The sequence below is a fragment of the Lentisphaera marina genome (genome assembly GCF_028745505.1).
Lineage (GTDB): Bacteria > Verrucomicrobiota > Lentisphaeria > Lentisphaerales > Lentisphaeraceae > Lentisphaera > Lentisphaera marina.
Genome location: NZ_JAQZZL010000001.1, coordinates 982,176 through 995,504 on the forward strand (window position 1 = coordinate 982,176; position 13,329 = coordinate 995,504).

Consider the following 13,329-nt stretch of genomic DNA (forward strand, 5'->3'; position numbering starts at 1 on the left):
TCCATTGATTTATTCTTGTACCGTGTACTCTCCTGGTTCCTTAAACTCATAAACGGCAGCACCGCGGCTGATAAACTTATAAGCTCTGATTTTGAGGTACTCCGGAATAGAACTGCTGACAGAGCATTCATCTTCACTGAGCTTTACCAGTTTATAACCATCATTATTGAAGGATCCTTTCACAGTGACCTTGGCTCCCGGGCAGGCTTTAATAACTAAGGCACTTGAACCTGAAAGTGCTACATTATCGAGTTTGATGTCTTGGCCGTCGAGTATTAGAGTTGATTCTCCTGAAAGTGAACCACCTTGGACTTTGTTTTTGACTTCTGCGACAGTCATGGCAAAAGAGGGGCGTAAAATGACTTTAGGGCCGAGGGTGAAAGGGACTCCAAGGATGAGCTCTTGGTCAGCGTCGGAAATCTTGACACCAGCTTCTCTGAGGCGTTGACGCCCCACGAGATAGAAGTGGTCTTCAGCAGTAGCACTGGATTCGGGGGGGCTCCCAGCTGCGTACTTGGCTGCCGCATCGATAATATTATTTTTATTGGCAGAGAAACACCATTCACGTGCAAAAATAGAAACACCAACTTTTTCATTTGGGCTAAAAAGTTTTGGTAGATCTTGCATCATCGTTTCTAGGCGAGTGGGTTTCTTGAAAGTAGTTTTACTCTCATCGGCATATTTTGGATTAACAAATTCAGCAATGATGCCTTGAGAAGCCTCTAAGATACGGACATAAGAACTTAATTTGATACATAGGACATTGATGTTGCCCGGAAACATAGAAAAGCCTTGTTCGTTAGGGATATCCCCCTCTGGGCTTACTGTGGCGCGAAGGAGTGGATCAAGCTGGTTATACTCCACGTTGAGAGTGAGGTCAGTATTTTCGCCAACAAGTCTAGCGAGACCACCTACAGCTTCACCGGGAACGCGGTTTACAGCGATTGAGTTAAAGTCATAGTCTTTTTCAGCTGATACGCCAAGGGCTGCAGCGGCTGCATTGAAGACTTGGCCATTGGTATCCTGAATAAAGAGGAAATGCTCAATTCCTTCACGGTGAAGTTTTTTAGCAAGCCCACTTGTGTAAAGCAACATATGAATGTCACCATGACCGTGAGGCTTTAAGATAAGTTCATATTTGTCTTTTAGAGCCATAGAACCTTCATTGTCGGCAATAGCAGGGACGAGTTCTTGACGGAGGATGTGTACTTGCTCTTTCTGAAGGCCAAAGTAATTGTTTTTCTCGAGAGTTTCCATCGTTTTTGGTCCAGTATCACGTGAGACCATGATGATGAAAGGAACTGAACGAGGTGTAGTCATGCGAGCTTCCATAGCCTTGATGCATTGCGCATAGTGAGAAATGTAAGCTGTGGATTCGAGGGTTTCTACTGCAATATCAATCTTGATTCCGTTGTATCCAAGGCGTTCACCTAGGCCACCAGCAACCATGACGATTCCCGTTTTTTCAAATTGTTTTACACCGAGTGCTTCGTAACGGTCGTATTCAGCACCAAATTCTGACAGGTCAACTTTACTAGGTTGCTCGGGTGTGAGACCTTCGAAAGGGTTTTTTCCTTCTTTTGCTTCTGCAAGAAGTTTTTGTGCGTTGGTGATATATGCAGTTAGGCCACCGGGATAATTGGTATTAGTTTTTTCAAGTGTCTCAGCAAAGTTTACTTTTGCATCATCATTCGTACCTGGAGCATCCCAATCAGCAAAAAGGTGAGACTGATTATTCTCGATTAGCTTCGTGAAGAGTTCTTGTTGAGAGTCAGTGAACAGAGTCCAGTTGGCCTTGAATTCTGTGAGTTCTGTTTGATCAAACATGAGTGAATCCTTACTTATAGCCATTGGGGTTTTGTGATTGCCATTTCCATGCGGAGGCAATCATATCATCAAGGTCATACTTTGCATGCCAGCCAAGGTCATTATTGGCAAGACTAGCATCGGCAGTGCATTCGCCAATATCACCTTCTCTACGTGGAGCCACAACAGCTTTGATTTCTTTGCCTGAAATACGACGAAAAGCTTCGATCATTTCTTTGACAGAATAACCACGGCCAGTTCCAATATTATAAATCAGCGTACCTTTATCTTGGCTATCTAGTTTTTCGATAGATTTCACATGGGCTTGAGCAAGGTCAACGACGTGGATGTAATCGCGTACGCCAGTACCATCTGGAGTGTCGTAGTCATCGCCGAAAATGGCAACTTGTTCGCGAATACCTGCAGCTACCTGGCTAACAAAGGGAAGAAGGTTATTGGGGTACTCTGGGTCTTCGCCAATAGTGCCAGATTCATGGGCACCTACTGGGTTGAAATAGCGCAAGAGTGCAACGCCCCAGTCAGTTGCTTTCCCGGTATCCATCAAAATTTGTTCCATCATCGCTTTTGTGTGCCCGTAGGGGTTGGTAGCGCCAATGCGAGCATCTTCTTTGATTGGGACTGTCTCAGGATCACCATAGACTGTGGCCGATGAGCTGAAGACGATTTTATCGACATTGTTTGCTTTCATAACTTCGAAAAGGTTAAGGGACCCAGTGATGTTATTGGAGTAGTAGTAGAGTGGTTTTTCAACCGATTCACCAACGGCTTTTTTTGCGGCGAAATGAATGACGGCATGAACATTGGCTTCTTTTACAAAAACATCGTGTAAGGCTTCTTTGTTTAAGAGGTCGACTTGATAGAAAGATATTTTTTTGCCATTGGCGAGTTTCTCTACGCGACTAAGAGATTCAGTTACCGAATTTGAGAGGTCATCAACAACGACGACTTCATAGCCCGAGTTGAGAAGTTCAAGACAAGTATGGGAGCCAATATATCCTGCACCACCTGTAACAAGTATTTTTTTCATAAGATCGTTTCCTAGACTTTTTTTGTCAGTGCGCCTTGGGCAGCCTGACAGATAATTGTTTGAATTTCTTTACCCGATTTATTTCTATATACAAGTGCGGCTTCATTCGCATATTGTTCGGCATCGCTACTTTTTACTAAATGAATGGAGATTCCACCAAAACCACCACCACTGAGACGTGCACCTAGGCATAGGGGAGAGGCTTTAGCTATTTCAACGAGAGTATCAAGTTCTGGACAGGAATTCTCAAAGTTATCCATTGAACTTTGATGTGAGTCAAATAGGAGTTGGCCAAAAGATGCGAAGTCCGCATTTTTTAAGAATTCCTGAGCTTGAGCAACGCGGGTGTTTTCACCAACTACATGGAGCGCACGTTTAAAATCATTTTCAGCGAGATCATTTTTGTGACTAAGTAGAAGTTCGAGACTGACATCGCGTAGAGCTGTGATCTCTGGATGGAATTTTTGTAGTGTAGCTACGGCATTTTCACATTGCTCACGACGTTCGTTGTATTCGAGACTGAGGTCGTGGGCGACATGAGAGTTGAGTACAACTAATGCTAGTTCAGTGGGAAGAGGTGTATGATTGACGGTAATATCGCGATACTCGCTGATAACAAGTTGCCCTTCTTCGCCTGAGAGTGAGGTGAGCTGATCCATGAGTCCGGTATTGGCGCCGATATAATTATTTTCACACGCCTGACCAATAATCGCTTTCTCTTTGTTGGATAGACCGAGGCCATACAGCTCATCGAGTCCGGTGACAAGAGCCATTTCTAGAGAAGCAGAACTGCTCATACCTGCTGATAGGGGGACGTCTGAAGTAACAAGAGCCTGAAACGCACCAAGTTCATGACCGCGCTTTTGGAGGGCGACAATTGTTCCACGAATGTAATTGGTCCAATCTTTACCTTCTGCAGGTTCCGCAATTCCACTGAGTTTAAATTCGCGAATACCGTCGTTCATGAAGGGGCTGGAAACTTGACAAGTTTCTCCTTCAATTTTACGGAAGCTAATTTGAGTTGTGCAGTTTACCGCAGTGGAGAGAACAAATCCCTCGTTATAGTCAGTGTGGTTTCCAAGAACTTCTAGACGGCCAGGGGCCTGAGCGAGAAGTTCGGGGGATGTGCCGAAAGCTTCGGAAAAGAGTTGTGTGTTGTTTTGGCTCATGGTCTACTTCTTACAGGCCTTGATTTAGTAAGGCCTGTTTTTTTGTTTAGGGTTTAATGAATTACTCAGCTAGGCTCGCATCAATTGGGGAATCTGATGGAATCCCCGGCTTAACGGCTTTCTTAGTGTCCTGAGTAGAAGTTTTAAGTTCAGTCTGTTTTTCAGAGCTACTATCTTTCAAGTTTTGGCTCTCAGTATTTATTTTGCTGTCCTCTTTACTTATGCGCTCCTGTGCAGCTTTTTGAGCAGCTTCAAGTTTTGCTTTGGAGCCAGGGTTATTATGATCTTTACTCACAGCAGAGAAATCGGCAAATGTTGCGTAGATGATGAAAACCATGATAACACATGCTGCCCCAGCGAGGTTGCGGTGCTTCCATGGAGTCATGTCGACAGCTTTCACATCTTCTTGAACGAAGTCTGTGTCTCTTGGCTTAAGTTGACCAATGATGAGCATGGTAACGATGATGATAGCAAAAACTATTCCAAGGAAATGGAAGCCATTAATGTTTTCAATTAATTTAGCTCCAACAGGAACAAAGTAGCAGAAAGGAATAACAGTGAAACCAATCCCCATACCGACTTTTGCAGCTAAGGCAGGGACGCGCTTACTAAGCATACCGACAACGATGACAGCAAATAAAGGAATGAAGTAAATACCGTTCATTTTTTGGAGGTAACCAAAAATACTTTCTTGACCAGCGAGCATCGGAGCAATGAGCATAGAAACAATAGCAATACCGATACCGAATGTTTTACCCGATTTAACGACTTGAGCTTCATCAGCATCTTTATTGATAACTTCTTTATAAAGACCGAGTGAGAAAAGTGTACATGTCGCGTTGAGTGCTGAGTTAAAGGATGAGAGAATGGCACCAACCATAGCGGCGGCAAAGAAACCTGTAAGTGCGGGAGGAAGGGCAAATTGAACGAGTGCACCATAGGCTTTCACGTTTTGATTTTGACCGCCAGAAAGCCTTTCGAGAAGAGTCTGGAATTCGATATTGTTTGTATAGAGATAAAAACCGATCATACCTGGGATGACTAGATAAACAGGACCGAGAAACTTGAGTGCACCAGTGAGAAGCACACCTTTTTGGCCTTCCGCAAGACTGGAAGCACCGAAAGTACGCTGGATGATCTGTTGGTTAGTACACCAGTAGAACATGTTAAGTAGGATAACACCAGAGAAGATGGTTGAAAAGGGAACGGCATCCTTCTTGCCACCAAGTGAATTGAAACGCTCAGGATCTGCTTTTTGCATGATTTCTAGCCCTTCAAACATACCTTGGCCACCACTAACAGCTTGAAGGCCGTAGTAAGCGATTAAGAAACCACCGGCGAGAAGACCAATACCGTTTAGAGTGTCGGACACAGCAACAGTACGAAGGCCGCCAAAAAGAGCGTAGATAGAACCAATAATACCAATGAAAATAACTGTAATCCATAATACAGTAGTATCGTTTTCAACTCCAATTAGTTCGCCGACATTCATCATGGACGAAAGACCTTGCGCACCTGTGTAGAGTACGAGGGGGAGGAGAATGATGGCATAAGCACTGAGGAAAATCATGTCAGCAGCCATACGTGTTTTGTGGTCATAGCGAACATCGAGGTACTGAGGTACTGTGGCGATACCTGAGCGGAGGAATTTTGGTAAGAAGAAAAGTGCCATGATAACGAGGGCAATAACAGCAACAACTTCCCAGACCATAACGTGTAAGCCGTGGTTGAAGGCATCACCATTGAGACCGACGAGTTGCTCGGTAGAAAGGTTAGTTAAAAGTAGAGAACCAGCAATTAACGGGAAGCTTAGGCTTCGTCCGCCAAGAAAATAGCCTTCGCTACTACCGTGATCGTCTTTTCGTGTCCATAGCCATGTGATGAGGCCAACGAGTCCTGTAAAAAACAGGAATGATATGATGGTGCTGTTCATTTTTGTGTTTCTCCTTGTTTTGTAAAAATCATTTATTTAATTTGCAGACTGAGTCACGCTTGATTAGCTCAGGTTCGAAAATGTGATTTTTTGTTTGTGGCGCGTAGTCATCATTTTCGAGGAATTTGAGCATATTTTCGGCCGCGTCTGTAGCGACTTTATCAATATGTGTACTCACAGTTGTTAGTGGTGGTGATAAAAGTTTAGTAAGGTTGATGTTATCAAAGCCAATAATGGATAGATCTTGCGGTATTTGTAATTTGAGTTCTTGAGCAGCACGATAAACACCGATGGCGATATAATCATTAAAGCAAAATAAAGCACTAGGGCGATCGGCTGTTTTTAGTAGCGAAAGAGCTGCGGTGTACCCATCTTCAGCAGAGGATCCACAGGGGAATATGGTATTTGAGTTGATTTCTAAGTTATTATTTTGCATGCATTCAATGAAGCCCGCAGAGCGCTCACGATAAGAGAGTGAACTTTCGGGTCCAGCTAAGTAGGAGATTTCTGTGTGTCCAGATTTAATTAGGTATTGAGTCGCTTCATAGGCGCCATTACGGTTGTTGAAGCCAATTGACATAGATCCTATATCGCGACTTAGGTTGTCGAGCATTATAACTGGTTTTTTATACTGCTTAACAATGGTGCTAATGTTATCTTTTTCTGTGTCTTTAGCGAAGGGCGCAATGAATAGACCGTCAACATTATAGGAATAGAGTGTTTGTAGTGCTTTTCTTTCTCTGTCTAGGTCTGCCATTGAATTCAAAACAATCAGACTGTAACCTTTTTGATGAAGGTGGTCATCGATGATTTTGATCATTTGAGTATAAAAAGGGTTGCTGAGATCGCGGATCAGCATTCCTATTAAATAAGAGGGAAGGCCCTTGAGTGCGTGCGCCATTTTATTGGGGGTGTAATTATGTTCTTTGGCAATGCGTAAGATCTTTTCTCTGGCTTTATCGGAGATGCCACCTTTGCCATTGAGTGCTGCAGAAACGCTGACTCGTGAGTAGCCACAAATATCTGCGAGTTCCTGCATAGAGATCATACTTTACACCTGTTAAGTTGAGTTTTCAAAAAAGGCCCCTTGTATTCAAGGGGCACAAGAAAGTTTACACGAGTAAAGTAGCAGCCTTACTCGTGTAAGTCAAGTGCTTTCAATTATTTTTTTGAGTCGAAGCTGAATTACAAATCATATGGAATGATGACTTATTTCTTCTTTTTCTTCTTCTTTTTAGGTTGTTTCAAACGTTCAAGTTCAGCAGGACTGCGCTCAGAAGCGAATTTAAAAGCGGGGTTTTCTGCTGGAGAATGAGCTTTGTCCATTAATTTTAATAAAGCAGATATTTTTTCTGGGAACTTGGATGACAAGTCTTTTTGTTCAGAAACATCAGCATCCAAATCAAAGAGCTCCATTTTTGGGTTGAGTTCAGTATTAGTTTTATACAAAATTAATTTCCATTTTCCTTGACGGATGGCACGCTTACCTCCCATTTCAAAGAATTCCCAGTAGAGGTAGTCATGTTTGTCTTGTGAGCCTTCTCCTAGGAGCGTGGGGACCATAGAAATGCCGTCAGTGTCTGCCTGCTTTTCAGCACCAGCGAGTTCGCGGACAGTAGGGGAAATATCCCAAAAGGCAGAGATGTGATCTGTCACTTGGCCAGCTTTGATTTTTCCAGGCCAGTAAGCGATCATTGGAGTTCTGACACCACCTTCATACATGTCGCGTTTACCTCCACGGAGGATGCCGTTAGAATCGAAGCTATCGCGCTTATGTCCACCTTCTTGCATTGCGCCATTATCGCTCGCAAACATAATAAGTGTGTTTTCAGCAAGACCTAAGTCTTCGAGTTTTTTAACAAGTAAACCTACGTTATGATCCATATAGGAGATCATGGCAGCAAAAGTCGTTTTTGGCTCACGCTCGTAGGAATAGTGAGGATGTTTTTTTGCAGGGAGGAGTTCTTCTTTTAAGATAGGACGGTATTTAGCTTTCCACTCTTCTTTGGCACGTAAACTCGCGTGAGGTATTTGAAAAGCTAGGTGAAGGAAAAAAGGTCCGTCTTTTTGTCTTTCAACATAATCGAGGGCTTCGTTCATAACGACTTCAGAGCTGTAATTATCTCCTTCATGTAGAGTGTTGTTGGGGTATTCTACTTTAGTGACTTCGCCATTATTTCTCCATAAGTATGTGGGGAAATACCAATGGGCTTGAGTGTGCGAAGTGAATCCGAAAAAGTAATCAAAGCCTTTTTGATAGGGGAGTGCAGCATCGTCGGTATTACAGCCCATGCCAGATTTGCCTATCATCGCGGTGTGATATCCTGCTTTTTGGAGAGCTTTAGGAAAAATTAAGTCATGGGGATCTTGACGCATTTGTAAGTGACCGTTGCCGCGTACGTAGGTATTGCCTGAGTGCTTGCCCTCTAATAGGCAACTGCGAGAAGGGCCACAAACGGTGCTACCAGAATAGTGTTGGGTAAAACGAAGGCCATTGGCAGCCATCTTATCTAAGTGGGGGGTTTGTATGACTTTTTGACCGTAGCACCCTAGATCGCCATAGCCGAGATCATCAGCTAAAATATAAATGATGTTAGGTTTTTCTGCGGCAAAAATACTTAGAGTACAAAAGAGAGAAAATAAAATTGATTTCATGAAAGTCCTTAGCTTAATTGAGTTGTCTTATAAGTTGTTCACAAGATTGATGTAAATCTTTCATCGTTTTAGCAAAAATGTTTTAAAAAAGATATGGCTAGTCAGTACACTAGAGCTTGCGATTGAGTTTCTCGATGATTTGAATCTTGTCCTGTTCAAATAACTCTTCATTGATTTCTCGGCGATAAGCGAAGGCTTTAGAGAGTTCTTTAGTCAGCCGCAGCGGTTGATTAAGAGCAAAACCCGAGGCTTCAATAATACTACTGAGGTTGCGCTTACTTAATTTTATCAAGCTTATGATAAAGGTAGGGATAAGAATAATGAGTAGGGCATTGAAAATACCATTGAAAACATCTGATACATTAAAGGAGGAGAGCTTGGCGATAATGTATGTGAAGGAGGAGCCCAAAGCCGCAAAGGTAAAAATAAGATCTCGAGAAGAGTTGGCGTTACTGTTTTTGCTAGTGGCTGTGGTGTTGAGCTCTTTTTGAATATTTGTCGTACCAGAATTGACTTGCTTTTCTAAGTTTTTTTCTGAGCTGGAGCTGATTTTTTCGATAGCATTGACAATAAGTTCCGAGATTTTTCTAAAGGGATTTACCATGGAGTCGACAAGGCTTACGGGTGTGTCGATAATTTTACTGATTTGAGCATCTCGATGATCACCATTTAAGGTGATGAGAATACCACGCTTGCCAACAGTGTTGATTTTGTTGCGCAAAGCGCAAACGGGAGCGCAGATATATTGTGGTTCATCGTTATTCTTACGATTGACTTTGAGATAAATGCAGAACATTCCGGAACTTTTGGCAACTTTGCTGTGTTCACTGATGTTATCTAGCGGAATGCATAGGTCAAAAACTTTCCCATCTAAGATCAGTGTGCCAGCTTCAAAGGCCGCCCGTTTTTTGGGAATGTAAAAGTATTTATAATTGACGAAATTATTGCAAAAATCAATAAAATATTGCTGTAGGATGATGAGGTCTTTAAGTTGATTGCGAAGGCGAAGTTTATCTCCTAAAATCAGATCATCATAGATGATTTGACTAAGGGTCTCGTAATGATCTTTGTCGAGGTAATCTCTAAGTAATTGCTCATCCAGATGGCTGATGTCTCCTTGAGGCCTTTTGCTCATCCATTTTGAGTAACTATCTAAGGCTTCTTTGGTCTCTTCCCAAGTGCTTTCATTGAGTTCTGTGAGTTGACGACCTAAAATTTTATGGAGGTATTCATTAAAAAATTTCTTGAAAGTTTTTTCGTGGAGTGGGTTTAAAGGCTTGTCTGGACGAAGAGTTTTGAACTTCTTTATGGGGCTGAGTGGAAGTGTGGTAAGTTCTCCATCAACTTTGGCGCCATTTTCAAACTTATCACTGCTTATATTGCTTGTTGAGAGTTCTTTATCCATTGATTCACAGAACTCTAAAGCTTTTCGTGCCTGGAAAAAATGATCAATATGGTCGTGGAGTTGTGTGTATAAGTCCCAGATTTCATCAATGTGATCTTTGAAACTGAGTTCGTGTTTTTCGCCTTCGTCAATCCAGTTTAAATAATCGACAACTTGTTTATGAAAAATATCTAAAGCAGCTTGGTCAAAACCATTGCGTCCAGAGAGATCTTGAGAGTTTTGGCAAGTTTTTACAATGAGTTCAGCAGTTTCACGTAATTCTTTGTCATCTAAATCTTCAGCGGGGACAATACCATCTCCATTGCGGATTCCGCGAGAGAGAAGGAGTTTGTCATTCTCTAAATCTTTTAGTTTAATTAATTTAGGATCAGTGAGGTTCAGGTTTTTACAGACCTCTTCAGCACAATCAACGAGGTCTTGTTGATCAGTTTTTAGGTGAGCAAAATTGAGCTGATCACTCTTATTATCAAAAGCTTCTAGTGAATCGTAATGAGCAAGGATATGTTTTGAAAAATGAATGATGTCTTCGGAAAAAATACGACCCGATTTATTGCGATCTAAGAGCTCTTTGATGGATTTAGGGAAATTCAAATGTTGGCATGGAGCACTGGTGCACATCCAAAAGGCTTCGTGAAGTTCAGGAAGAAGTGCAATGTCATCAGCGCACTCAATAACAAATTGACGACTTCCACCGAAATTTTTAAGTTTAGCTTTGACCATGATGTGAAAAAACTCCCTAAGTAAGTAGTGTTGAAAAACAAGAGTCAATATAAACTGGCAACAGAGAATAAAAAAGGGCAAAGCAATGAATATTGAGATGTGTGAATTTACTGAAAGGCAATATAAAGCCGACTTTTATGGAACTCGTGTAAATCAAGAGATGGTCAATAAAATGATCGATTTAGCTAGAAATCCCTATGAGATTATTCCTGGTTACGCCGATTTTTGCTGTATTCTAGTTTTGAAAAACCGTGACGATTCAGGAAATTATATTTTTTCGGAATTGGAGAGTTTAACTATTGATCGTCAAGAAGCAAAAGCCTTAGGCGCGGAACTTCATTGTGCTTATGAGGCTCGAAATGATAAGGAATTAGCAGTTCTGGTTGATTGGGTCACTGGAATCAAGCCGAGTAAAGCCGAATGGATTCACCTGATTTTATATTCCCGTGAACAAATGGCAAAAGAAGGAGATGAAGTAGAAGCCGATTGGGCGATCGTGTCGATAAATGGAGCTGCGACAAAGGAAGTGGAACCCATGAGACCTATAACTTCGATGCGTAATGCATTAGGAGTAGAAGAGGGTGGCTCGGGTGTGCCGATGGATCGTAAGGCTTATCAAGAGAGCGTTGATTTTTGGTCTAAATACATCATGATTCGCCGAGACGAGGCTTAGTATGAAAGTTGCGGTTGTCGATATAGGATCAAATGCCATAAGAAGTACATTTTATGGCATTGATCAGATTCATGGTGATGAATTGCTAATGAAAAAGCTATCTTATCTACGTTTGCCCATTCGTTTAGGCGAAGACGTTTTCAAAGATGGCAAAATTTCTTTGTCAAAAGTAAGTAAAGTTTTGAGTATGGCGCATGCCTTTAAACATTTATGTATGATTCACGAGGTGACTGATTATCGCCTAGTTGCGACCTCCGCAATGCGAGAAGCTGAAAATGGGCATGAGTTGATAGAATTAGTGAAGTCTCAGAAAGAAGTTGAGATAGAACTTATTTCTGGTGATGAAGAAGCGGAGATGATTTTCGAAAGTATTTTTCTTTGTGAGCAAGTAAAAGCGAATACCTCTTACATGACGATAGACGTCGGTGGAGGAAGTACGGAGATTACTTTTCTAAATAAAGGGAAACGTTGTGAGGCAAAATCCTTTCGTTTGGGTTCAGTACGTTGTCAAAGTGAAGTTGATTCTGAAGAGTGGTCAAGATTTCAAAGCTGGATCAAGAAATATGCTGAACAATATAAACCAAGAAAGGCGATAGGTACTGGTGGCAATATCAACAAGATGCATAGGCTTTGCGGAGTTCGCAATAACAAAACCTTGTCTTTGAAGGACTTTGAAGCGAAGGTTGAATATTTAAAACAGTTTACTTACAAAGAACTCGTAGAAGAAGAAAAATTAAAAACAGACCGTGCCGATGTGATTATTCCCGCATCCAATATTTATCTTGAAGCGATGAAGCAAGCTCAAGTAAAAGAAATCATTGTCCCTAAAGTAGGTCTTGCGGAAGGTGTGGCTAGAAAATTATTTCGTAGGCACTTAGAAAGTTAGTCGAGTGTTTTTAAATAGAAATTCCGATATTTTGCGGAAGTATAAAAAGTAGCTAGGCCTAAGGGTTTACTCGGCTCAACTTCGGGACGAATAGAGAAATTTTTATTCAGAGTCTCAGTATGAATGATTTCTTTGCCATCAACGTAGACTTTTATGAATTTATCTTGCACTATTAGTTCAATATTATACCATTGCTGATTTTTAATGACGACATCACAGGTGCTTTCATTATCTGAAGCATCGAGCTCATTAATGGAAGAAAGTCCTGTAACTGTACCTCCCCAGCCAGAAATGATTAGGCTGCAAAACTGATCTTTTACGGGGAAAGTAAGTCCGACAAAAAAATCATTTCCTTGAGTCCTCATAGCATCCAAGCTAAGTTTATAGTTACTTGTTGGGAGTTGAGGACCAATCCAATTCATTCCTTGAATGGGGTCTCCCATCTCTAGGTTGACGATGTTATTTACAAACTCTAGTTTACCACCACTGCCATAATTGGAGATCTGCCAATTTTCTTTCTTGCTTAGTAAGTTTTTATCCGGCTTCTGTATACTAGAACAAGAGCATAATAAAAGGATTAGTGTGATAGAGATAACTTTCATGAGAATGCCATTTTTTATTTATAATACATGTGAGTTTATAGACTACGAGATGACTTTAGGGATTTTAAATTAAGTAAGGAAGGTTTTGAGGAAAGAAAATTAAAGTTTTTCTTCATAATCTTTAAAAATGTGCACAATAAATTTCCTTTCTTTTCATTAAGGTGGTTTTTTATATTTAGACGCTAACCAAGTCATAGGAGATGATCATGTCAATGTATATGCTTAACTGCCCCACTTGCCTCGTTGAGAAGCCTCAGAGTTGCAAGCATGTTCGTAAAGTTGAAGTCGATGAAAGTAAAGCAATCAAATTTTTTACTTGTCACCAATGTCACAAGAAATATAAAATTCTTGAGGAAAGTGCGGAACATTTAGTTGTGGGTTCTGAGTTAGTTTAACTTAGATTTACATCTACATTATTAAAACCTCACCAGT

11 protein-coding genes are annotated in these 13,329 nt (G+C 41.3%); 3 read left to right on the forward strand and 8 right to left on the reverse strand.

All coding sequences use genetic code 11. The features are described 5' to 3' along the window. Nucleotides 1–9: 9 nt before the first annotated feature. The 7 genes from PQO01_RS04005 to PQO01_RS04035 all read right to left on the reverse strand — a co-directional run bounded on the left by PQO01_RS04005 (nucleotide 10) and on the right by PQO01_RS04035 (nucleotide 10,736). On the reverse strand, nucleotides 10–1,827 hold the full coding sequence (locus PQO01_RS04005) for a UTP--glucose-1-phosphate uridylyltransferase (RefSeq protein ID WP_274312756.1): 1,818 nt from the start codon (nucleotides 1,825–1,827) through the stop codon (nucleotides 10–12). Nucleotides 1,828–1,837: 10 nt separating this feature from the next. Continuing rightward, nucleotides 1,838–2,854: a UDP-glucose 4-epimerase GalE gene (gene galE / locus PQO01_RS04010; protein WP_274312757.1), complete on the reverse strand. Its 1,017-nt coding sequence runs from the start codon at nucleotides 2,852–2,854 to the stop codon at nucleotides 1,838–1,840. Between the two features lie 11 nt (nucleotides 2,855–2,865). Beyond that, entirely contained in the window at nucleotides 2,866–4,023 is a 1,158-nt protein-coding gene (galK, locus tag PQO01_RS04015) for a galactokinase (protein WP_274312758.1), read from the reverse strand. 61 nt (nucleotides 4,024–4,084) lie between these two features. Continuing rightward, the gene (locus PQO01_RS04020) at nucleotides 4,085–5,956 is read right to left on the reverse strand and encodes a solute:sodium symporter family transporter (RefSeq protein ID WP_274312759.1); all 1,872 of its coding nucleotides are present in this window, start codon (nucleotides 5,954–5,956) and stop codon (nucleotides 4,085–4,087) included. A gap of 28 nt (nucleotides 5,957–5,984) precedes the next feature. After that, nucleotides 5,985–7,004 (reverse strand): LacI family DNA-binding transcriptional regulator, encoded by a 1,020-nt coding sequence (locus PQO01_RS04025; RefSeq protein WP_274312760.1) that lies wholly within the window; start codon nucleotides 7,002–7,004, stop codon nucleotides 5,985–5,987. A 161-nt stretch (nucleotides 7,005–7,165) separates the two neighbouring features. After that, nucleotides 7,166–8,611 carry an arylsulfatase gene (locus PQO01_RS04030; protein ID WP_274312761.1) on the reverse strand — a complete coding sequence of 482 codons (1,446 nt, stop codon included), beginning with the start codon at nucleotides 8,609–8,611 and terminating at the stop codon, nucleotides 7,166–7,168. Between the two features lie 109 nt (nucleotides 8,612–8,720). Next, nucleotides 8,721–10,736: a hypothetical protein gene (locus tag PQO01_RS04035; RefSeq protein WP_274312762.1), complete on the reverse strand. Its 2,016-nt coding sequence runs from the start codon at nucleotides 10,734–10,736 to the stop codon at nucleotides 8,721–8,723. A gap of 85 nt (nucleotides 10,737–10,821) precedes the next feature. Between PQO01_RS04035 and PQO01_RS04040 the strand changes: the two genes are divergently transcribed. Both PQO01_RS04040 and PQO01_RS04045 read left to right on the forward strand, forming a co-directional pair. Continuing rightward, entirely contained in the window at nucleotides 10,822–11,409 is a 588-nt protein-coding gene (locus PQO01_RS04040; RefSeq protein WP_274312763.1) for a DUF3228 family protein, read from the forward strand. Nucleotide 11,410: 1 nt separating this feature from the next. Further along, on the forward strand, nucleotides 11,411–12,295 hold the full coding sequence (locus PQO01_RS04045) for a Ppx/GppA phosphatase family protein (RefSeq protein ID WP_274312764.1): 885 nt from the start codon (nucleotides 11,411–11,413) through the stop codon (nucleotides 12,293–12,295). On the opposite strand, the gene PQO01_RS04050 is transcribed toward PQO01_RS04045, so the two are convergent. Continuing rightward, nucleotides 12,292–12,897, reverse strand: coding sequence for a 3-keto-alpha-glucoside-1,2-lyase-like domain-containing protein (locus PQO01_RS04050; RefSeq protein WP_274312765.1), 606 nt, complete (start codon nucleotides 12,895–12,897; stop codon nucleotides 12,292–12,294). The genes PQO01_RS04045 and PQO01_RS04050 overlap by 4 nt on opposite strands. Nucleotides 12,898–13,103: 206 nt before the next feature. On the opposite strand from PQO01_RS04050, the gene PQO01_RS04055 reads away from it, so the two are divergent. Beyond that, the gene (locus tag PQO01_RS04055) at nucleotides 13,104–13,292 is read left to right on the forward strand and encodes a hypothetical protein (RefSeq protein WP_274312766.1); all 189 of its coding nucleotides are present in this window, start codon (nucleotides 13,104–13,106) and stop codon (nucleotides 13,290–13,292) included. Nucleotides 13,293–13,329 lie beyond the last annotated feature (37 nt).

Excerpts from the sequence above, each read along its gene's own strand:
- PQO01_RS04005 (WP_274312756.1), bottom strand. The coding sequence starts at position 1,827 with ATGTTTGATCAAACAGAACTCACAGAATTCAAGGCCAACTGGACTCTG.
- galE (WP_274312757.1), bottom strand. The coding sequence starts at position 2,854 with ATGAAAAAAATACTTGTTACAGGTGGTGCAGGATATATTGGCTCCCAT.
- galK (WP_274312758.1), bottom strand. The coding sequence starts at position 4,023 with ATGAGCCAAAACAACACACAACTCTTTTCCGAAGCTTTCGGCACATCC.
- PQO01_RS04020 (WP_274312759.1), bottom strand. The coding sequence starts at position 5,956 with ATGAACAGCACCATCATATCATTCCTGTTTTTTACAGGACTCGTTGGC.
- PQO01_RS04025 (WP_274312760.1), bottom strand. The coding sequence starts at position 7,004 with ATGATCTCTATGCAGGAACTCGCAGATATTTGTGGCTACTCACGAGTC.
- PQO01_RS04030 (WP_274312761.1), bottom strand. The coding sequence starts at position 8,611 with ATGAAATCAATTTTATTTTCTCTCTTTTGTACTCTAAGTATTTTTGCC.
- PQO01_RS04035 (WP_274312762.1), bottom strand. The coding sequence starts at position 10,736 with ATGGTCAAAGCTAAACTTAAAAATTTCGGTGGAAGTCGTCAATTTGTT.
- PQO01_RS04040 (WP_274312763.1), top strand. The coding sequence starts at position 10,822 with ATGAATATTGAGATGTGTGAATTTACTGAAAGGCAATATAAAGCCGAC.
- PQO01_RS04045 (WP_274312764.1), top strand. The coding sequence starts at position 11,411 with ATGAAAGTTGCGGTTGTCGATATAGGATCAAATGCCATAAGAAGTACA.
- PQO01_RS04050 (WP_274312765.1), bottom strand. The coding sequence starts at position 12,897 with ATGAAAGTTATCTCTATCACACTAATCCTTTTATTATGCTCTTGTTCT.
- PQO01_RS04055 (WP_274312766.1), top strand. The coding sequence starts at position 13,104 with ATGTCAATGTATATGCTTAACTGCCCCACTTGCCTCGTTGAGAAGCCT.